16 protein-coding genes and 1 riboswitch are annotated in these 20,630 nt (G+C 53.1%); of the genes, 8 read left to right on the top strand and 8 right to left on the bottom strand.

Annotated elements, in window-relative coordinates; all coding sequences use genetic code 11:
* Positions 1-44: 44 nt before the first annotated feature.
* From gldA to argE, 6 genes are all read right to left on the bottom strand, one after another.
* Entirely contained in the window at positions 45-1,148 is a 1,104-nt protein-coding gene (gene gldA, locus OOJ59_RS20560; protein WP_160955461.1) for a bifunctional L-1,2-propanediol dehydrogenase/glycerol dehydrogenase, read from the bottom strand.
* Positions 1,149-1,160: 12 nt separating this feature from the next.
* Complete coding sequence (gene fsa, locus OOJ59_RS20555) at positions 1,161-1,823, bottom strand: fructose-6-phosphate aldolase (RefSeq protein WP_038636057.1); 663 nt, start codon at positions 1,821-1,823, stop codon at positions 1,161-1,163.
* Between the two features lie 245 nt (positions 1,824-2,068).
* Complete coding sequence (locus OOJ59_RS20550; RefSeq protein ID WP_087856668.1) at positions 2,069-2,929, bottom strand: AraC family transcriptional regulator; 861 nt, start codon at positions 2,927-2,929, stop codon at positions 2,069-2,071.
* 85 nt (positions 2,930-3,014) lie between these two features.
* A complete protein-coding gene (locus OOJ59_RS20545; protein WP_087856669.1) occupies positions 3,015-4,748 on the bottom strand; it encodes a phosphoethanolamine transferase CptA in 1,734 nt (577 codons plus the stop codon).
* A 211-nt stretch (positions 4,749-4,959) separates the two neighbouring features.
* Complete coding sequence (ppc, locus tag OOJ59_RS20540; protein ID WP_042313352.1) at positions 4,960-7,611, bottom strand: phosphoenolpyruvate carboxylase; 2,652 nt, start codon at positions 7,609-7,611, stop codon at positions 4,960-4,962.
* 278 nt (positions 7,612-7,889) lie between these two features.
* The gene (gene argE, locus OOJ59_RS20535) at positions 7,890-9,041 is read right to left on the bottom strand and encodes an acetylornithine deacetylase (protein ID WP_038636066.1); all 1,152 of its coding nucleotides are present in this window, start codon (positions 9,039-9,041) and stop codon (positions 7,890-7,892) included.
* A gap of 155 nt (positions 9,042-9,196) precedes the next feature.
* Between argE and argC the strand changes: the two genes are divergently transcribed.
* The 4 genes from argC (at position 9,197) to oxyR (ending at position 13,692) form a co-directional block, all read left to right on the top strand.
* Positions 9,197-10,201 carry an N-acetyl-gamma-glutamyl-phosphate reductase gene (argC, locus tag OOJ59_RS20530; protein ID WP_085049753.1) on the top strand — a complete coding sequence of 335 codons (1,005 nt, stop codon included), beginning with the start codon at positions 9,197-9,199 and terminating at the stop codon, positions 10,199-10,201.
* 10 nt (positions 10,202-10,211) lie between these two features.
* Positions 10,212-10,985, top strand: coding sequence for an acetylglutamate kinase (gene argB / locus OOJ59_RS20525; RefSeq protein ID WP_038636072.1), 774 nt, complete (start codon positions 10,212-10,214; stop codon positions 10,983-10,985).
* 117 nt (positions 10,986-11,102) lie between these two features.
* Positions 11,103-12,476, top strand: a complete 1,374-nt coding sequence (gene argH / locus OOJ59_RS20520; protein ID WP_085049754.1) for an argininosuccinate lyase — start codon at positions 11,103-11,105, stop codon at positions 12,474-12,476.
* Positions 12,477-12,774: 298 nt separating this feature from the next.
* Entirely contained in the window at positions 12,775-13,692 is a 918-nt protein-coding gene (gene oxyR / locus OOJ59_RS20515; protein WP_038636079.1) for a DNA-binding transcriptional regulator OxyR, read from the top strand.
* Here oxyR and sthA read toward each other — a convergent pair.
* On the bottom strand, positions 13,675-15,075 hold the full coding sequence (gene sthA, locus OOJ59_RS20510; protein WP_032940238.1) for a Si-specific NAD(P)(+) transhydrogenase: 1,401 nt from the start codon (positions 15,073-15,075) through the stop codon (positions 13,675-13,677). The genes oxyR and sthA overlap by 18 nt on opposite strands.
* Before the next feature lie 191 nt (positions 15,076-15,266).
* Here sthA and fabR point away from each other — a divergent pair, with 191 nt between their 5' ends.
* Positions 15,267-15,902, top strand: a complete 636-nt coding sequence (fabR, locus tag OOJ59_RS20505) for an HTH-type transcriptional repressor FabR (protein WP_003028862.1) — start codon at positions 15,267-15,269, stop codon at positions 15,900-15,902.
* A 15-nt stretch (positions 15,903-15,917) separates the two neighbouring features.
* On the top strand, positions 15,918-16,277 hold the full coding sequence (locus tag OOJ59_RS20500) for a YijD family membrane protein (protein WP_038636082.1): 360 nt from the start codon (positions 15,918-15,920) through the stop codon (positions 16,275-16,277).
* A gap of 36 nt (positions 16,278-16,313) precedes the next feature.
* Here the strand turns inward: OOJ59_RS20500 and trmA are convergent, their stop codons facing one another.
* A complete protein-coding gene (trmA, locus tag OOJ59_RS20495; protein ID WP_160955462.1) occupies positions 16,314-17,414 on the bottom strand; it encodes a tRNA (uridine(54)-C5)-methyltransferase TrmA in 1,101 nt (366 codons plus the stop codon).
* A 115-nt stretch (positions 17,415-17,529) separates the two neighbouring features.
* A riboswitch (cobalamin riboswitch) is annotated at positions 17,530-17,716 on the top strand.
* Positions 17,717-17,781: 65 nt separating this feature from the next.
* Between trmA and btuB the strand changes: the two genes are divergently transcribed.
* Entirely contained in the window at positions 17,782-19,620 is a 1,839-nt protein-coding gene (gene btuB, locus OOJ59_RS20490) for a TonB-dependent vitamin B12 receptor BtuB (protein ID WP_038636088.1), read from the top strand.
* Entirely contained in the window at positions 19,565-20,416 is an 852-nt protein-coding gene (gene murI / locus OOJ59_RS20485; RefSeq protein WP_038636091.1) for a glutamate racemase, read from the top strand. The genes btuB and murI overlap by 56 nt, the downstream gene beginning before the upstream one ends.
* Positions 20,417-20,630 lie beyond the last annotated feature (214 nt).

Raw genomic sequence — 20,630 nt, 5'->3', positions numbered from 1 at the left:
TGAATAAAAAATCCCCGCGATTGCGGGGATTTTTTATTGGCAGGTTATTCCCACTCTTGCAGATAACGTTGCCCATACTGGTCAGCGACCAGCAGCGCGGCATACACCTGGTCCGGGGTTGCGCCGCTAGGCATGTTGTGGATGGTTTCGCCTTCAGCACAGGCAGCTTCTGCCACAATGCGCATTTTCGCCGGGATATCCTGTTTGATGTCCAGTTGCGCCAGAGTAATCGGTAGTCCAACGGAATGACACAGCGCCGCCACGGTTTCGATCTCATCGACCGGCGCGTTTTCCAGCACCAATTGCGTCAGCGTACCAAACGCCACTTTTTCGCCGTGGTAGTAATGATGCGCATCCGGGATCGCCGTCAGGCCGTTATGAATGGCGTGAGCCGCTGCCAGACCACCGCTTTCAAAACCGACGCCGCTAAGATAGGTATTGGCTTCAATAACGCGCTCCAGCGCAGGCGTAACCACGTGCTGCTCGGCTGCCAGCATCGCTTTTTCACCTTCTTCTATCAACGTATTAAAGCACAGCTCAGCCAGTGCCAGCGCCGCCTGGGTGCACTGACCGCCCGCCATGGTGGTTGCGCCGCTGCGTGAACAGGCACGCGCTTCGAACCAGGTCGCCAACGCATCGCCGATGCCTGCGGCTAACAGACGTGCCGGTGCTCCCGCAACAATTTTAGTATCAACAATGACCCTGTCCGGGTTGTTCGGCAGTAGCAGATAGCGATCGAATTCACCCGCATCGGTGTAAATGACGGACAGGGCGCTGCACGGTGCATCGGTAGAGGCGATGGTTGGCGCAATGGCGACAGGCACGCCCATAAAGTGCGCCAGCGCTTTGGCGGTATCCAGCGTTTTCCCGCCGCCAATACCGAGTACTGCGCCACACTGCGCTTTTTCCGCCACGCCGCGCAAACGGTCGATTTCGTTTTGCGAACATTCGCCGCCAAAAGGCGCGATCTCCAGTGCCAGTCCGGCATCCTGGAAGCTTTTTTCCAGTGCGGACTGTGCGAAGCCTAAGACAAACTTGTCCCCAACAACCAGCCAGCGTGCTGCCAGTGGTTTGAGGTAGCTGCCAAGACGGGTAATAACATCGGCACCCTGGATGTACTTACCAGGTGATTGAATAATGCGATCCATACTTTATTTCCCTCACAGGTTGATGTGACCAAATGCGTTGTTCCAGTCCTGCTCAAACTTCTCTATTGCTGACTCTACCGCAGGGGTATTGAGCATTTGTTGCGCTACGTCTAAGGGCAGGGTAATTGCTTCACATCCTGCCAGTAAGCAATCGAGCGCCTGACGCGGGGTTTTAAAGCTGGCCGCCAGTACCATGCTGTTTGGCGCATGTAGCTCCAGTAGCGTTTGCAGTTCCTGTACTGTGCGGATCCCGTCGCCGCCCTGAGCGTCAATGCGGTTAACATATGGCGCGATATATTTTGCGCCAGCCAGCGCGGCCAGTAGACCTTGCGAAGCACTGTACACGGCGGTTCCCAGGGTGGTGATACCCTCTTTTTTCAGTAACCTGATGGCGGCCAGACCTTCAGCAGTAACGGGGATTTTCACTACGATACCCGGTACGGCATTGCTCAGACGTTTGGCTTCTTCCACCATCCCCTGCGCGTCGCGGCTCATGGTTTGGGCAAAAAGAATGCCCTCTTCGCCAATGGCGTTTTGCAGGCGCGGCAGCACATCCCAGATGGATTCTTTGCTTGCCGCCACAATGCTTGGGTTAGTGGTGACCCCCGCGATAGGGAAGATACGGGCCAGACGTTCGACTTCCGCGACGTTGGCGGTATCAAGGTAAAGTTCCATACAAAACATCCTCTTAATTTTGCGTGAGCAGCCCGTTGCCGGAATGCGTTGTTGTGCACAGGATAAGAGTGTTTCGCCGCATGGCGCTATCTGACAAATCTGCCAAAAGCTGGATAAATGTAATGTATCGACAAAAGTGAGACTTACTTCACATGTCAGTTGCAGGTGGGGTTTATTAAGGTGATGTGGGTTATGAGTTCATTTCTTATATTACAAAAATCCAGTTAATGTTATTTTTGTCTTCTTTATTGCTGATGGATCGCTTTCTCCGTCAACTGGCTGTGATATTGCCGACGATATTCTGAGGGGGAACGCTCGGTATTCTTGCGAAACAGGCGGCAGAAGTAGTTGCTGTCAACAAACCCACAGGTGTGCGCCACGTCTTTGATCTTCAGCTCGTAACCCTTCAGTAGCGTCTTCGCGTGTTCAAGTCGCGTGTGGTTCAGGTATTCGTTAAAACCGATTGCGCCCGTTTTTTGAAACAGGTGGGAGAGGTAATTGGGCGAGATGTAGAACGCTTGCGCCACCGATTCCCGGGTCAGCGGTGAAGCGTAGCGTTCGTCAATATAGTCGCGAATGGCTTCGAACAGCGCCTGACTGCGCGACGCGGTCTGTATTTGGCTGCCGAGCAGATCGCGACAGTGGCTCAGCAAGCTCGCGACGATTAGCCTGGCCGTTTGCTGCTCCTGCGGCTGCATCTGTATTTCATTAAGCGTTTGCAGCAGGAAAGAGCCAATACGCGGTCCACGCCGTGCGACATGCTGCCTGGCGAGGTTTTGATATTGCTTGCCGTCCCACTGAACGACGTTGAAACCCAACTGCTGCTTGCTGAACAGAATGCTGAGCGTGGTGACCGGTGTGAGCCATTGCGGAAAGTTCCAGCCGCCGGCCGGAACGAACAGGACATCGCCAGGTAGTAACGTCGCTGCTGTGCCGGCAATACCCTGATCGGTGAACTCACCTTCCAGCACAATCTCCAGCCGGGGAAAATCAACCTGATATGCCAGTTCCGGCATTGAGCTACAGGTGCTGGCAAAGTAAATCTGGCGCAGCGGTGTAGGGCCGTTAATCAGGCGGGCGAGAAGATGGCTGATGTCGTGATACATGTTAATCCCTTGCAGGCAGCAGACAGGGAGAACAGTAACCGCCATCATAAAAAAAGGCCACTCTTAAAGAGTGGCCTGTGTAGGATTATTGATTACCGATTTGATCGCCGTAAGGCAAGGTATCGTAATCAATCAGGGCATTCTTCTTGTATGGATTGCCAATCCAGCGAGTCGTCTCTTTAAACTGTGGGCTGGTAATGGAACGCGTTGGATCGAAGCCATCGTAAGTGAAGCCCGCTAAATCAGACCAGGTATGGATTAGCTCTGAGCTGCTGTATTTACGATTCACATCCTGTGAGAAATCCCGAGGGTGCGCGGCCTGCCATTTTTCCGAGGTCCACAATAAGAACGGCACCGTATACATATGGCGTGTCGGATTGTCTTCATTACGGCCCTGCGTTTTATGCGGCGGCGTGTCGTACACCTCTTCACCGTGATCGGAGAAGTACAACAGGAAACCGTTCGGATCGGTCGCTTTGTAGTCTTTGATCAGGCTGGCAATGATGTGGTCATTGTAGACATTCGCGCTGTCGTAATCGTTGTAGGCTTCCAGCTCATCATTACCCAGGCCAGGGGGAACATTGTCGATATTGTTGTCGAACTTGCCCTGACCATCCGGATAACGGAATTTATACTTAATATGGGTACCCAGCAGGTGAACGATGATGAATTTTTTCGGCGCCGGGTCGGCCAGGACTTCTTTAAATGGCGCCAGCACATTGCTGTCATACTCGCGTGCGCTTTGCGTACGCTGCTGGTTCATATAGAACTGCTTATCTGTCTGCTTAGAGAATACCGTCAGCATGGTGTTGCGGGCAGTCATTGTCTGCTGATTGGTGATCCAGAAGGTTTTATAACCCGCCTGTTTCATCATGTTCATCAGGGATGGCTGGGTCAGATACAGATCCGGGTTCTTCTCGTTGGCAAAGGTCAGCGCCTGCTGCAGGATTTCAATGGTATACGGACGTGAGGTCACGACATTATTGAAAACGGTGAAGTTAGGATCGGTTTTATGCAGCGCATCCAGTTCCGGTGTGGTTTCACGCGGGTAACCATACAGGCTCATACGACCACGCTGCGTTGACTCACCAATCACCAGCACTAATGTGCGTGGCGCGTCACCGGAATGGTCTTTAAAGTTGGCCAGCGGAGGCAGGGCATTGTTTTCATTCAGCAGGCTATTCAGTGCGGTTAACTGCTGGCGATACTGATAATACCCGGAAATAAATTGCCATGGCGCGGCGGGCTCCATACGCGAAGCGAGACCATCCAACGTTTTTTCAAACGGTTTATGTTTGATGAACGTGTTAACCGCCATTGGGTGCAGAATCAAGCCATATAACAGCGCAAACGACACCAGATAGCGCCAGGGCGATGGAATATGAACAGGGCGCAGACGCGTCCACAGCAGAATCGCCATTGCCGTATACGCCAGCGCGATTAACACAATCTTCAGACTGAAATATTGGCTCAGATATTCGCTGGCTTCGTTCGCATTGGTTTCGAACATTACGTACAGAACGCTTTGCGAGAACTCTTGCCCGTAGATGACGTAATAGCTCAGAGCGGCCAACGAGGCAGCCCATAGCATGACACCAATAACGGCAGCAATAATACGGATACGGTTTGGAAATAAAAATACCGGAATCAACCACAGCGAACTGAATAGCAAGGAGTCGCGTAAACCGGTAGATCCGCTGTAGCCGCTAAAGTAGATAACGGCCTGCAGTAATGAGGAAAAAAACCAAAAATAGAGGAGCGCCCAACCCAGGGCTTTCCAGCTAAATGCAGGTTTAGACTGGGGTTGTAAGGATTGCATAGTGTGAGCCTGTCTTTAATCGTGTCGCCAAGAGTAGCGGGTAAATATTAAGAGGAACTGAAGCGTCGCGATGTTAAAAAACGCGTTTTGTTGATGATCCATTCATTAAATGAATAAATTCAGGCGGGAATATATTGAAAATGAAGCTGTTATAACAGCGATTTTTGATGTCGCCTTCGCGCAATAGCACGAAGGCGACGGGAGGGGGACGTTAGCCTGTATTGCGCATACCGGCAGCAACACCTGCGATGGTTACCATCAGCGCTTGTTCAACGCGTGGATCTGGCGCATTGCCTTGCTCTTCCGCCAGGCGCGAGCGGTGTAACAGCTCTGCCTGTAAAACGTTCAGCGGATCGGTATAAACATTCCTTAACTGGATGGACTCGGCAATCCACGGCAGGTCGGCCATCAAATGTGAGTCATTGGCAATCGCCAGCACGACGTCGATATCTGCTTCCAGGCGCTGACGCAGTTCTTCGCCGAGCGGCCACAACTCTTTTTTGACCAGACGTTGATCGTAGTATTCAGCCAGCCACAGGTCTGCTTTAGCGAAAACCATTTCCAGCATGCCAAGGCGTGTGGAGAAGAATGGCCAGTCGCGGCACATTGCTTCGAGTTCGCTTTGCTTACCGTCTTCCACCACTTTTTGCAGCGCGGTGCCTGCCCCCAGCCATGCCGGGAGCATCAGGCGGTTCTGCGTCCAGGCAAAGATCCATGGAATGGCGCGCAGAGACTCTACCCCACCAGTCGGGCGGCGTTTTGCCGGACGTGAGCCGAGCGGCAATTTACCCAGTTCCTGCTCTGGGGTTGCGGAGCGGAAGTAAGGGACGAAGTCTTTGTTTTCACGTACATATCCACGGTAGAGCTCACACGAGATATCAGAAAGCTCATCCATGATATGGCGCCAGTTATCCTTCGGCTCTGGCGGCGGTAACAGGTTGGCCTCAAGGATGGCTGCGGTATATAGCGACAGGCTGCTGATGGTCACTTCCGGCAGGCCATACTTAAAGCGGATCATCTCACCTTGTTCCGTCACGCGCAGGCCACCTTTCAGGCTGCCAGGCGGTTGAGAAAGCAGTGCGGCATGCGCAGGCGCGCCGCCGCGGCCAATGGAACCACCGCGGCCATGGAACAGCGTCAGCTCGATGCCGGCTTTTTCACACGTTTTGATCAGCGCGTCCTGAGCCTGATATTGCGCCCAGGAGGCCGCCATCACCCCCGCGTCTTTTGCGGAGTCAGAGTAGCCAATCATGACCATCTGTTTGCCCTGAATAAAGCCGCGGTACCAGTCAATATTCAAGAGCTGGGACATGACGTCATCAGCATTGTTGAGGTCGTCCAGTGTTTCAAACAGCGGCGCCACCGGCATAGCAAAACCGATCCCGGCTTCTTTCAGCAGCAGATGTACGGCCAATACATCGGACGGCGTTTTCGCCATCGAGATAACATAGGCGGCAATGGAGCCATACGGAGCTTCGGCAATGACGCGGCAGGTGTCGAGCACTTCGCGGGTGTCATTGCTTGGTTCCCAGTTACGTGGCAGAAGCGGACGCTTGGAGTTCAGTTCGCGGATCAAGAAAGCCTGTTTATCCGCTTCTGACCAATTTTCGTAGTCGCCAATGCCCAGATACCGGGTCAGTTCGCCCAGCGCTTCAGTGTGGCGGGTGCTTTCCTGACGAATATCAATACGTACCAGCGGCACGCCGAAACATTTCACGCGGCGCAAGGTGTCGAGCAGTTCGCCATTGGCGATGATGCCCATGCCACAGGCTTGCAGAGACTGGTAACACGCGTACAGCGGATCCCAGAGCTGTTCGTTTTGGGTGAGAAGGCCGGCAGGTTTCGGTAATTTCTCGCCTTTCAGGCGGGCTTCCAGCCAGGCTTGAGTTGCCATCAGACGTGAACGCAGGGTTTTCATCAGATAACGGTATGGTTCTGCTGCGCCTTCTTCGCCGACCAGCGCCAGCAGTTCCGGCGTGGCATCAACCATCGACAGTTCAGAGATCAGAAACTGAATGTCTTTCAGGAACAGGTCGGTGGCTTTCCAACGGCTGAGCAATAGCACGTGACGGGTGATATCCGCCGTCACGTTCGGGTTGCCGTCACGGTCGCCGCCCATCCAGGAGGTAAAGCGAACCGGAACAAAATCAACGGGCAGCTTATAACCCAGATTCTCTTCTAACTGTTCGTTCAGTTCGCGCAGATAGTTCGGCACGCCTTCCCACAGGCTGTTTTCGACCACGGCGAAGCCCCATTTGGCTTCATCAACCGGGCTTGGGCGTATCTTGCGGATCTCATCCGTATGCCAGGACTGGGCAATCAACTGGCGCAGACGGCGCATCAGTTGATGGCGTTCATAATCGACGAGATCTTTGTTATCAAGCTGTTTGAGACAGGCGTTTACTTCACCCATTTTATGGATCAACGTACGACGGGTGATTTCTGTCGGGTGGGCAGTCAGAACCAGCTCCAGGGAGAGTGACTCCACGGCTTTTTTGATGGTGGCTTCATCGAGATTGGGCTGGTCTTTCAATTTACGCAGAGTGCGAGCAATCACTTCCGGGTTGCTGGCTGCTTCGCCTTTGGGCGAAATGCTGTGGTATTGCTCGGCGGTGTTGGCCAGGTTCAGGAACTGGCTAAACGCACGGGCAACCGGCAGCAGTTCGTCGTTAGACAGGTTTTGCAGCGTCGTAAGTAGCTCCTGGCGATTGACTTCATTGCCAGCGCGGGATGATTTGGACAGCTTACGGATTGTTTCTACGCGATCAAGAATGTGCTCTCCCAGCGCATCCTTAATGGTCTCTCCCAGCACTTTGCCGAGCATACTGACATTACTACGCAACGCGGAATATTGTTCGTTCATATTTACCCAGACACCCCATCTCTTTTGTAAATGTCCTGTATCTTTCGCGCCGCCGTCAACACTGCTGCAACGTGAAATTTTTCGGACTTAATTTTTTTGCCGTCTTTTATAAAGCCACGTAAAACTCGTGACGTCAATTGCTGCGAAATCGGTTCAGCAAACGAAAAAATGGCGGGAATTTACGTTATTTAATTCACATCGAATCAAATAAGCTGTGCTTATGAAAATGTTAATAAATGACCTTGCTCACCGCGAAGGATGAGCAAGGTTATAAACGATTAATGCCAGCAGAAATGATGCACAACCTGGGTGATCAATTCGCGAGTTGGCTTAATAAAACGTGTTTCCAGGTATTCATCTGGCTGATGTGCCTGATTAATGGAGCCTGGGCCCAACACCAGCGTCGGGCAAAGCGTCTGGATAAACGGCGCTTCAGTGCAGTAGTTCACCACTTCCGTTTGCGCTCCCAGCAGTTTTTCGACGACTTCAACCAACTGATGGTCTGGCGGACACTCATAGCCAGGAATAGGCGGATGCAGTTCCGACACCGTCAGGCGACCCGGCCAACGCTCGCTGACAGGGGCCAGCGCATCGTTAAGTAAGCCATTAAGATCGTTGAGCGTCATGCCGGGCAGCGGGCGAATATCCATATGCAGCTCGCAGCAGGCGCAGATTCGGTTGGCGGCGTCGCCACCGTGGATATGACCCAAATTTAACGTCGGGTACGGAACGGTAAAAGCGTCATGGTGATAGCGTTCTTTCAGGTCATCGCGCAGAGTCATGATATGGCCGATAGCATCATGCATGAGTTCAATCGCATTGACGCCACGCGCTGGATCGCTTGAGTGACCCGACTGCCCCAAAATGCGAATTGCATTAGAGATATGCCCTTTGTGCGCACGCACCGGCTGCAGGGAGGTGGGTTCGCCAATGATCGCACAGTCCGGGCGCAGAGCGGTGGTTTCAGAAAAGTAGCGCGCCCCCGCCATGCTGGTCTCTTCGTCGGCAGTGGCCAAAATGTAGAGGGGCTTTTTCAGCTTCGCTACGTCGACGTCGCGCAGCGCGTCGAGGATAAACGCGAAGAAGCCTTTCATATCTGCCGTACCCAGGCCGTAGAGCTTATTGTCATGCTCTGTCAGGGTGAACGGATCGCGCGTCCAGCGTCCGTCGTCAAACGGCACGGTATCGGTATGACCCGCTAACAACAGACCGCCAGCCCCTTGTCCAATGCTCGCCAGCATATTGAATTTATTACGCGTATCGGGGACCGGCTGAACCTCTACATTGAAGCCTAAATCTTTGAACCAGCCCGCCAGCAGAGTGATTAAACCTGCATTGCTTTGATCCAGTGCTTCTTCGGTGGCGCTAATCGATGGCGTGGCAATCAGAGCGCGGTAAATCTCGATAAATGGCGGTAAATTGTTTTTCATTGTTGACACACCTTGGGTCATGATAGTATCAATATTCATGCAGTATTTATGAATAAAAATACATTAACGTTGAGCGTAATAAAACCCACCAAGTGTAAGGTGAGGTGATAAAGGCTTATACCTGGCAACAGAATCTAAGAAGGTGAGCTGCCCCGATGTTGAATACGCTGATTGTGGGCGCCAGCGGCTATGCCGGCGCAGAGCTTGTGACCTATGTAAATCGCCATCCTGATATGAACATAACCGCTTTGACCGTCTCAGCGCAAAGCAATGATGCAGGAAAACTCATCTCCGATTTGCATCCGCAGTTGAAAGGCATTGTCGATTTACCGTTGCAGCCAATGTCGGATATCAGCGAGTTTAGCGCAGGGGTGGACATTGTGTTCCTCGCCACAGCGCATGAGGTCAGTCATGACCTGGCCCCGCAGTTTCTGCAGGCCGGATGTGTGGTGTTTGATCTTTCAGGCGCGTTTCGTGTTAACGATAGCGCGTTCTATGAAAAATATTATGGCTTTACCCATCAGCACCCCGAATTGCTGGAGCAGGCGGTGTACGGTCTGGCGGAGTGGAGCGCAGAGCAACTGAAAGAAGCGAATCTGGTTGCCGTACCGGGTTGTTATCCGACGGCGGCGCAGTTGTCGCTGAAACCACTGATTGACGGCGGACTGCTGGATCTCAGCCAGTGGCCGGTGATTAATGCGACCAGCGGCGTCAGCGGGGCAGGCCGTAAAGCGGCTATCTCGAACAGCTTTTGCGAAGTGAGCCTGCAGCCCTATGGCGTGTTTACCCATCGTCATCAGCCGGAAATCGCAACTCACCTCGGCGCGGAAGTGATTTTCACTCCGCATCTGGGGAACTTCCCGCGCGGAATTCTGGAAACGATCACCTGCCGTCTGAAAGCGGGCGTAACCCATGCGCAGGTGGCCCAGACACTGCAACAAGCCTATGGCGATAAACCACTGGTACGTCTGTACGACAAAGGCGTTCCGGCTCTGAAGAATGTGGTGGGCTTACCGTTTTGTGACATCGGGTTTGCCGTGCAGGGAGAGCATCTGATCGTGGTGGCGACCGAAGATAACTTATTAAAAGGCGCGGCGGCACAGGCGATGCAGTGCGCAAATATCCGTTTCGGCTTTGCTGAAACGCAGTCTCTTATTTAAGGGTGCAACAATGAATCCATTAATTATCAAGCTGGGCGGCGTTTTACTGGATAGCGAAGAGGCGCTGGAGCGACTGTTTACCGCACTGGTGAATTATCGTGAGTCGCATCAGCGTCCGCTGATTATTGTGCACGGTGGCGGCTGCGTGGTTGATGAGCTAATGAAGCAGTTGAATCTGCCGGTCAAAAAGAAAAACGGCCTGCGCGTCACTCCTGCCGATCAGATAGATATTATCACTGGCGCCCTGGCGGGTACGGCGAATAAAACCTTACTGGCCTGGGCGAAAAAACATCAAATCGCCTCTGTGGGCCTGTATCTTGGCGATGGCGACAGCGTAAAAGTGACGCCGCTCGATAAAGAGCTGGGTCATGTTGGACTCGCGCAACCGGGTTCGCCTAAGCTAATTAACACGCTGCTGGCAAGCGGTTTTCTGCCGGTAGTCAGCTCCATTGGCGTCACTGAAGATGGACTGCTGATGAACGTTAACGCCGATCAGGCGGCAACAGCGCTGGCGGCAACGTTGGGTGCGGATCTGATCCTGCTCTCAGACGTGAGCGGTATTCTGGATGGTAAAGGTCAGCGTATTGCCGAAATGACCGCCGCGAAAGCGGAGCAGTTGATCGACCAGGGGATTATTACCGATGGCATGATCGTGAAGGTCAATGCGGCGCTGGATGCCGCGCGCACGCTGGGCCGCCCGGTGGATATCGCCTCCTGGCGTCATGCAGAGCAACTCCCGGCGTTGTTTAACGGCACGCCGATCGGTACCCGTATTCTGGCTTAAGTATTTGTATGCCCGATGGCGGCTACGCCTTATCGGGCCTACGTGAACAGAACCTGTAGGCCGGATAAGCGTAGCGCCATCCGGCATTGAAATTAAAAGAATTTAAGGAAGCATGTTATGGCACTTTGGGGTGGGCGTTTTACACAGGCAGCAGATCAGCGGTTCAAACAGTTCAACGACTCGTTGCGTTTTGACTACCGCCTGGCAGAACAGGATATTGTCGGCTCTGTGGCCTGGTCCAAAGCGTTGGTAACGGTCGGCGTACTGACTGCTGATGAACAGCTGCAACTGGAAGAGGCGCTGAACACGCTGCTGGAAGAGGTGCGTGCCAACCCGCAACAGATCCTGCAAAGCGATGCCGAAGATATTCACAGTTGGGTGGAAGGTAAGCTGATTGATAAAGTCGGCCAGCTTGGTAAAAAACTGCATACCGGGCGTAGCCGTAATGATCAGGTCGCGACCGACCTTAAACTGTGGTGTAAAGACATGGTTATTGAATTACTCTCTGCCAACCGTCAGTTGCAAAGTGCGCTGGTGGTGACGGCGGAGAATAACCAGGACGCCGTTATGCCGGGTTACACCCACCTGCAACGTGCGCAGCCGGTGACGTTTGCTCACTGGTGCCTGGCCTATGTCGAAATGCTGGCGCGTGATGAGAGCCGTCTGCAGGATGCGCTTAAGCGTCTGGACGTCAGTCCTCTGGGCTGCGGCGCGCTGGCGGGTACGGCATATGAAATCGATCGCGAACAACTGGCCGGCTGGCTGGGCTTTGCTTCGGCAACGCGCAACAGTCTGGACAGCGTTTCCGATCGTGACCACGTGCTGGAGTTACTCTCCGACGCTTCTATCGGCATGGTGCACCTGTCGCGTTTTGCTGAAGACCTGATTTTCTTTAATACCGGTGAAGCAGGCTTTGTCGAGCTGTCCGATCGAGTGACCTCTGGTTCATCCCTGATGCCGCAGAAGAAAAATCCGGATGCGCTGGAATTAATCCGTGGTAAATGCGGTCGCGTGCAGGGGGCGTTGACCGGGATGATGATGACCTTAAAAGGCCTGCCGCTGGCGTATAACAAAGATATGCAGGAAGACAAAGAAGGGCTGTTCGATGCGCTCGACACCTGGCTGGATTGTCTGCATATGGCCGCGCTGGTGCTGGATGGCATTCAGGTGAAACGTCCGCGTTGTCAGGAAGCGGCGCAGCAGGGTTATGCCAACGCTACTGAACTGGCGGACTATCTGGTAGCGAAAGGCGTGCCGTTCCGCGAAGCGCACCACATTGTGGGCGAAACGGTGGTTGAGGCGATTCGTCAGGGCAAACCGCTGGAATCGTTGTCGCTGACCGACTTACAGAAGTTCAGTCCGGTCATTGGCGATGACGTTTACCCGATCCTTTCTCTCCAATCGTGTCTGGACAAACGTGCGGCGAAAGGCGGCGTGTCGCCACAGCAGGTCGCACAGGCGATTGATTACGCGAAGGCGCGTCTGGCGTAACTTTTGTCTTTGTAGGCCTGATAAGCATAGCGCCATCAGGCAAACAGTGATCAGAGCCTGGCATCTCGCCGGGCTTTTTTATGCAAAAAAAATGCGGACGCAAGGTCCGCAAAAGTTCACGTTGGCTTTAGTTATTTCGAGTATGAGAGAAACTCTCTAAACGGACAGTAGCTTCAAGGGTTAAAGGGGTACCGTTCCGTTTCTGTGGTGCATTATTAAACAGAAAGCTTGATAGGGATAATCGTTCGTTGCTATGCTACCTATCGCTACGAACTATCGTGGCGATGGAGGATGAATAATGAATATTCGTGATCTTGAATACCTGGTGGCGCTTGCCGAACATCGTCACTTCCGACGGGCGGCAGACTCCTGCCACGTGAGCCAGCCAACGCTGAGCGGGCAGATCCGTAAGCTGGAAGATGAGCTGGGCGTCATGTTGCTGGAGCGTACGAGTCGCAAGGTGCTGTTCACTCAGGCAGGTCTGCTGCTGGTGGATCAGGCGCGCACCGTGCTGCGCGAGGTCAAAGTGCTCAAGGAGATGGCAAGCCAACAAGGCGAGACGATGTCTGGCCCGCTGCATATTGGTTTGATCCCAACGGTGGGGCCATACCTGCTGCCGCATATTATTCCTATGTTGCACCAGACCTTCCCAAAACTGGAAATGTATCTGCATGAGGCGCAGACGCATCAGCTGTTGGCGCAACTGGATAGCGGTAAGCTCGACTGCGTGATTCTGGCGTTGGTGAAAGAGAGTGAGGCATTCATCGAAGTACCGTTATTTGATGAGCCTATGATGCTGGCGATCTATGAAGATCATCCATGGGCAAACCGTGACTGTGTACCGATGTCCGATCTGGCGGGTGAAAAACTGCTGATGCTGGAAGACGGCCACTGCCTGCGCGATCAGGCCATGGGCTTCTGCTTTGAAGCTGGTGCTGATGAAGATACCCATTTCCGGGCAACCAGTCTGGAAACGCTGCGCAATATGGTGGCGGCAGGTAGCGGTATTACGTTACTGCCTGCGCTGGCTGTTCCGTCGGAGCGCAAGCGTGATGGTGTTGTCTATCTGCCATGCATTAAGCCAGAACCGCGCCGCACGATTGGCCTGGTGTATCGCCCAGGTTCGCCGCTGCGCAGCCGTTATGAACAGCTGGCAGAGGCCATCCGTGGATCAATGGATGGCCATTTCGACAGTGCGTTAAAACAGGCGGTTTAAGCCATTTAGCGCCGCTACCCGATAGGCTTCCGCCATGGTTGGGTAGTTAAAGGTGGTGTTAACGAAGTACTCGATGGTGTTACCACCACCTTTTTGCTCCATTATCGCCTGACCGATGTGAATAATTTCGGCCGCGCGTTCCCCAAAGCAGTGGATCCCCAGAATCTCTTTGGTTTCGCGATGGAACAGAATCTTCAACGTGCCGACACTCATGCCCACGATTTGCGCACGTGCCAGATGTTTAAACTGGGCGCGGCCAACTTCGTATGGGACTTTCATCGCCGTAAGCTGCTGTTCGGTTTTACCAACGGAGCTGATTTCAGGAATGGTATAAATCCCGGTTGGGATATCTTCGATCAGATGCGCGGTGGCTTCGCCTTTCACCAGTGCCTGGGCGGCAATGCGTCCCTGATCGTAGGCCGCCGATGCCAGACTCGGATAGCCGATCACATCCCCTACGGCATACACGTGCGGCAGTGCCGTCTGGTACATGCTATTCACTTTGAGCTGCCCACGGCTGTCGGTTTTCAGACCAATATTTTCCAGCGCCAGCGAATCGGTATTACCGGTGCGGCCATTGGCGTACAGCAGACAGTCAGCCTTCAGTTTTTTACCGGATTTCAGGTGCATGATGACGCCGTCATCGCAACCTTCAATCTTCTCGTACTCTTCGTTGTGGCGAATAACCACACCGCTGTTCCAGAAGTGGTAAGAGAGCGAGTCGGACATCTCTTGATCAAGGAACGCCAGCAGACGATCGCGGGTGTTGATTAAATCAACTTTGACGTCCATTCCACGGAAGATCGACGCATATTCACAGCCAATAACCCCTGCGCCATAAATCAGAACGTGGCGAGGTTCGTGGTGCAGACTCAGGATGGAGTCGCTGTCATAAATGCGGGGATGCGAAAAGTCGACGTCAACAGGGCGATAAGGGCGTGAACCGCAGGCGATCACGAACTTATCCGCGGTCAGCGTTTCCACCGTGCCGTCGTGGCATTCCAGGGCGATAGTGTGTTCGTCAACAAAACGGGCATTTCCCTGCAAAATCTCGCAGTGATTACGCTCGTAAAAACCTTGCCGCATGCGCGTTTGCTGATTAATCACGTTATCAGCATGGTTGAGAATATCGGCGAAGGAAGAACGGAGAAGTCGGGAATGGTCGCTGTAAAGTGGGTTCTGATTGAATTCAATAATACGGCTGACGGCGTGGCGGAGTGCTTTCGACGGGATGGTGCCCCAGTGGGTACAGCCTCCGCCGACGTTATGATAGCGCTCAATCACCGCGACGCGCGCTCCCTGTTTAACCAGACCCATTGCAGCGCCTTCGCCGCCGGGACCGGAACCTATTACTATTGCATCGTAATCGTAGGAATGTGACATGGTCAGGCTTACCTGTTCTTATACATAAAAGCAACAGAATAGTAACATCGTTGTCGGGATAACCCAATTATCGTTGTGCTTTTTTGCGAAGTCGAAGCACAAACTGCGCGTAAACAATCATTAACAAAGCCATGCCAACCGCCTAATCTCTGGTATAGTGCCAGCAAGGTATGTGGAAGGATTCAGACATCGTGATGGGCGTTAGAGCGCAACAAAAAGAGAAAACCCGGCGTTCGCTGGTAGAGGCTGCATTTAGTCAACTCAGTGCTGAGCGTAGTTTTGCCAGTCTCAGTTTACGAGAAGTTGCTCGTGAAGCGGGCATTGCGCCAACCTCGTTTTATCGCCATTTCCGCGATGTGGATGAGCTCGGGCTGACGATGGTGGACGAAAGTGGTCTGATGCTGCGTCAGTTGATGCGGCAGGCGCGTCAGCGTATCGCCAAAGGCGGGAGTGTGATCCGTACCTCGGTCTCAACATTTATGGAATTCATCGGCAACAATCCCAACGCCTTCCGTTTATTATTGCGCGAGCGTTCGGGAACCTCCGCAGCGTTTCGTGCAGCGGTCGCACGTGAAATTCAGCACTTCATTGCGGAACTTGCGGACTATCTGGAACTCGAAAACCATATGCCCCGTGCGTTTACTGAAGCGCAGGCCGAAGCCATGGTAACGATTGTGTTCAGCGCCGGGGCAGAAGCACTGGATGTTGGCGCTGAACAGCGTCGACAGCTGGAAGAGCGGCTGGTATTGCAACTACGCATGATCGCGAAAGGCGCATTTTATTGGTACCGCCGTGAACAAGAGAAGATGACGCACCACTCCGAGTAACGAGAAGGACGAGCAATGAAACAGTCAGGTCAAGATAAAGGTACGCTGCTGCTGGCGCTGGTTGCTGGCTTATCGATCAATGGCACATTTGCGGCGCTGTTTAGCTCCATTGTGCCATTCTCAGTATTCCCGATTATTTCGCTGGTGCTGACGGTTTATTGTCTGCATCAACGCTATCAGAACCGCACCATGCCTGTGGGGCTACCAGGCCTGGCCGCCGCCTGTTTTATTCTCGGTGTTCTGTTGTACAGCACCGTGGTACGCGCTGAATATCCGGATATTGGTTCTAACTTCTTCCCGGCGGTACTGTCGGTGATTCTGGTGTTCTGGATCGGCGTTAAAGTGCGTAATCGTAAGCAGGAAATTGCGGAATAATATTTGTAGGCCGGGCAAGCCCGGCCAGGACATCACTTACTTCGCGGTCAGTAACACGCCACACTCCATATGGTGCGTATACGGGAACTGATCGAACAGAGCCAGACGTGAAACATTGTGCGTCTGGTTTAACGTTTCCAGATTCTTACACAGCGTTTCCGGGTTGCAGGAGATGTACAGAATCCGCGGATACGCCTGTACCATTTTCTCCGTTTCGCTGTCCAGACCGCTACGCGGCGGGTCAACGAAAATGGTTTCACACTGGTAGCTCTTCAGATCGATCCCCTGCAAACGGTTGAACTCGCGAACCCCATTCATCGCCTGAGTAAACTCTTCTGCCGCCATGCGGATAATTTGTACGTTATCAATATGGTTAGCCGCAATGTTGTACTGGGCAGCCGCCACGGATGGTTTGGCGATTTCAGTCGCCAGCACGCGGTTGAAATTTTGCGCCAGCGCTAATGAGAAGTTGCCATTACCGCAGTACAGCTCAAGCAGGTCGCCTTGGGAATCTTTGGTGACATCAATCGCCCATTCCAGCATCTGAATATTCATCGCGGCATTGGGTTGGGTGAAGCTGTTCTCAACCTGGCGATAGATGATCTCTTTCCCCGCGACTGGCAAGCGTTCGTCAATATAGTCCTGGTCCAGCTCGATTTTGGTTTTGGTGGCCCGGCCAATCAGATGCACGTTCAGGTTTTGCGCACGCAGCGCGTCCCGTAGCGCTTCGGCTTCATGACGCCATTCGTCATCCAGCTTTTTATGGTACAGCATCGAGACGACCGCTTGATCGCTCAGGGTGGTGAGGTAATCAATCTGGAACAGTTTGTGGCGCAGGACACGGTTGTTGCGTACCCTTTCAATCATTGCCGTCATCAGCGTATTGATAAGCTCGCTGGCCGCCGGGAAGCTGTCGACGCGAATACGGCTTTTCGTCTGTTGATCGAACATGATGTGGTACAGGTCATCACCGTCATGCCACAGCCGGAATTCGGCACGCATACGGTAGTGACTGACCGGTGAGCGAAACACTTCCGGAGCCTGTGCATAAAACGGTGTCATTAAGCTCTGCAGACGCACCACTTTTTCAGCTAACTGCGCGTCGTACTGTTCTGTCGGAAGATGTTCGGGGGTCATGATGCGTCCTGAAAAATAAAAGTACGCGGGGATTGTAGGGATTGCTCAACAGATGTCCAGTCATTGATGATTTCCGATATTGTGATACACAGTCTGGACAGTGGGTTGTAACAAACTGTAGCATCCGTTTTCCGGTCCTGTGAGTTAAAAGGGAATCCAGTGTGAATCTGGAGCTGACGCGCAGCGGTAAGGAAGGTAGGAGATGAGCGCACCTGGTGCAGACACTGCGGCTTGCCGTGGGAAGTCATCGTCTCTTTAAGTCGCCTCCAAGCCCGAAGACCTGCCGGCTAACGTCGCATCTGGTTTTCATCATCGCGTACTATCGGTGGGACCTGCGGCATCCTTCTTATATTGTGGATGCTTTACAATGATTAAAAAATCGTTGCTGTGGACGGCGCTTTCCGTCACGGCATTTTCTGGTTGGGCACAGGATGCTAGCCCAGATACTCTCGTCGTCACTGCCAACCGTTTTCAGCAGCCTCGTAGCGCAGTACTTGCTCCTATCACCGTTGTTACGCGTCAGGATATCGACCGCTGGCAATCTACCTCCGTGAATGATGTGCTTCGTCGCTTGCCAGGCGTGGATATCGCCCAATACGGTGGTATGGGACAAAATTCGTCTATTTCTATTCGCGGCACCAACGCCAGCCATGTTCTGGTGCTGATTGACGGTGTGCGTCTGAACCTGGCAGGGGTTAGCGGCGCAGCCGATCTTAGCCAGTTCCCGGTATCGTTGGTACAACGTATTGAGTACATTCGTGGGCCGCGTTCGGCTATTTATGGTTCTGATGCGATCGGCGGCGTGGTGAATATCATTACGACGCGCGAAAAGCCGGGGACGGAACTGACCGCTGGCGTGGGAAGCAATGGCTACCAGAATTACGATGTCTCAACCCAACAACAGTTAGGTGAAAATACGCGTGTCACGTTGATGGGCGATTATGCCTATACCAAAGGCTTTGATGTCGTGGCTTACGGTAGTACTGGCTCTCAGGCTCAACCCGACAAAGACGGCTTCTTAAGTAAGACGCTATATGGCGCGCTGGAACACAACTTCTCTGACACCTGGAGCGGGTTTGTTCGTGGCTACGGTTATGATAACCGCACGAATTACGATTCGTACTATTCTCCGAACTCACCACTGGTCGATACCCGAAAACTCTATAGCCAAAGCTGGGATGCCGGACTGCGCTTCAATGGTGAAATTATCCAGTCACAGCTGGTTTCCAGCTATAGCCACAGTAAAGACTACAACTATGATCCGGATTATGGCCGCTATGACTCCTCGGCCACACTGGATGAGATGAAGCAATATAATGTTCAGTGGTCGAACAGTATGGTGGTTGGCCACGGTAATGTGGGCGCGGGCGTCGACTGGCAAAAGCAAACTACGGAGCCTGGCACCGCGTATGTCACGGACGGTTACGACCAGCGTAACACTGGCCTCTATCTCACCGGGTTGCAGCAACTGGGTGACTTTACCTTTGAAGGTGCGGCGCGCAGTGATGATAACTCCGAGTTTGGTCGCCATGGTACATGGCAAACCAGCGCCGGATGGGAGTTTATTGAAGGTTATCGCTTTATTGCCTCCTACGGTACTTCCTACAAAGCACCAAATCTCGGGCAGTTGCATGGCTATTACGGCAATTCGAATCTGGATCCTGAAGAGAGTAAGCAGTGGGAAGGGGCGTTTGAAGGGCTGACGGCGGATGTGAACTGGCGTTTGTCAGGATATCGCAACGATATCGATAACATGATCGATTACGACCCACATACCGAGAAATACTTTAACGAAGGCAAAGTACGTATTAAAGGTGTCGAAGCGACAGCAAACTTTGATACCGGGCCGCTGGCGCACACCCTGAGCTACGATTACGTTGATGCACGAAATGCGATTACCGATAAACCACTGGCGCGTCGTTCTAAACAGCAGGTGAAGTACCAGCTTGACTGGCAGGTTTACGATTTTGACTGGGGCCTGACCTATCATTATCTGGGAACGCGTTATGACACGGACTTCGTCACCAATCAGCCGGTAAAAATGGGGGGAGTGAGCCTGTGGGATCTGACAGTGGCATATCCAATCACCTCACAGCTGACTGTTCGTGGTAAAATCGCCAACCTGTTCGATAAAGATTACGAGACAGTTTATGGCTACGCAACTGCAGGGCGGGAATACACCTTGTCTGGCAGCTACACCTTCTGATCCACGTCCCACCGTGCTGGTGTTTGATTCCGGCGTCGGTGGGTTGTCGGTCTACAATGAGATCCGCAGTCTGCTGCCGGATCTCCACTATATATACGCTTTTGATAATGTCGCCTTTCCTTATGGTGAGAAGAGCGAGGAATTTATCGTCGAGCGTGTTGTTGAGATTGTGACTGCGGTCCAGCAGCGCTATCCACTCTCTCTTGCGGTCATCGCGTGTAATACCGCAAGCACTGTGTCGCTTCCTGCATTACGTGCGAAATTTGCCTTCCCGGTTGTAGGCGTCGTTCCTGCTATTAAACCGGCGGCGCGACTCACGGCGAATGGCGTTGTGGGACTGCTCGCTACACGTGCGACGGTGAAGCGGTCGTATACCCATGAGTTGATTGCGCGGTTTGCTAACGAATGTCAGATTGCGATGTTGGGGTCTGCCGAGCTGGTAGAACTGGCGGAAGCGAAGCTGCACGGCGAAACGGTCTCTCTGGAGGAGTTGCGCCGCATTCTACGTCCGTGGCTGCGGATGTCGGAACCACCCGACACGGTGGTGCTGGGCTGCACCCATTTCCCTCTATTACAGGAAGAACTTTTACAGGTCCTGCCCGAGGGGACGCGACTGGTGGATTCGGGGGCCGCGATTGCGCGTCGCACGGCCTGGTTATTAGAACATGAAGCGCCCGACGCGAAATCAACCGATGAGAATGTCGCATTCTGTATGGCGATGACGACAGAAGCCGAACAATTATTGCCCGTGCTGCAACGTTATGGCTTCAAAACGCTCGAAAAACTGGCGGTTTAATTGGTTTTGATGAAAAAATGCGCACTCGGAGGATTATTTTGAATTTCCCCTTGTCAGCCTGAAATAACTCCCTATAATGCGCCTCCACTGACACGGAACAACGGATTACACGCCGCCGGGTCAGCGGAGAAAAGCGTAAATAAACGCTTGACTCTGAAGCGGGATAGCGTAATATGCACACCCCGCGCCGCTGAGAAAAAGCGAAGCGGCACTG

It is taken from the genome of Citrobacter sp. W9, from assembly GCF_026719375.1.
Classification (GTDB): Bacteria; Pseudomonadota; Gammaproteobacteria; order Enterobacterales; family Enterobacteriaceae; genus Citrobacter; species Citrobacter werkmanii.
Note: the sequence above shows the minus strand (reverse complement) of the source record. Positions and strands in the feature narration are given on the sequence as shown.

Coding starts and splice junctions, on each gene's coding strand:
- fsa (WP_038636057.1), bottom strand. CDS start 1,823: ATGGAACTTTACCTTGATACCGCCAACGTCGCGGAAGTCGAACGTCTG.
- argC (WP_085049753.1), top strand. CDS start 9,197: ATGTTGAATACGCTGATTGTGGGCGCCAGCGGCTATGCCGGCGCAGAG.
- oxyR (WP_038636079.1), top strand. CDS start 12,775: ATGAATATTCGTGATCTTGAATACCTGGTGGCGCTTGCCGAACATCGT.
- gldA (WP_160955461.1), bottom strand. CDS start 1,148: ATGGATCGCATTATTCAATCACCTGGTAAGTACATCCAGGGTGCCGAT.
- trmA (WP_160955462.1), bottom strand. CDS start 17,414: ATGACCCCCGAACATCTTCCGACAGAACAGTACGACGCGCAGTTAGCT.
- btuB (WP_038636088.1), top strand. CDS start 17,782: ATGATTAAAAAATCGTTGCTGTGGACGGCGCTTTCCGTCACGGCATTT.
- argE (WP_038636066.1), bottom strand. CDS start 9,041: ATGAAAAACAATTTACCGCCATTTATCGAGATTTACCGCGCTCTGATT.
- ppc (WP_042313352.1), bottom strand. CDS start 7,611: ATGAACGAACAATATTCCGCGTTGCGTAGTAATGTCAGTATGCTCGGC.
- OOJ59_RS20500 (WP_038636082.1), top strand. CDS start 15,918: ATGAAACAGTCAGGTCAAGATAAAGGTACGCTGCTGCTGGCGCTGGTT.
- sthA (WP_032940238.1), bottom strand. CDS start 15,075: ATGTCACATTCCTACGATTACGATGCAATAGTAATAGGTTCCGGTCCC.
- murI (WP_038636091.1), top strand. CDS start 19,565: ATGGCTACGCAACTGCAGGGCGGGAATACACCTTGTCTGGCAGCTACA.
- argB (WP_038636072.1), top strand. CDS start 10,212: ATGAATCCATTAATTATCAAGCTGGGCGGCGTTTTACTGGATAGCGAA.
- OOJ59_RS20550 (WP_087856668.1), bottom strand. CDS start 2,929: ATGTATCACGACATCAGCCATCTTCTCGCCCGCCTGATTAACGGCCCT.
- OOJ59_RS20545 (WP_087856669.1), bottom strand. CDS start 4,748: ATGCAATCCTTACAACCCCAGTCTAAACCTGCATTTAGCTGGAAAGCC.
- argH (WP_085049754.1), top strand. CDS start 11,103: ATGGCACTTTGGGGTGGGCGTTTTACACAGGCAGCAGATCAGCGGTTC.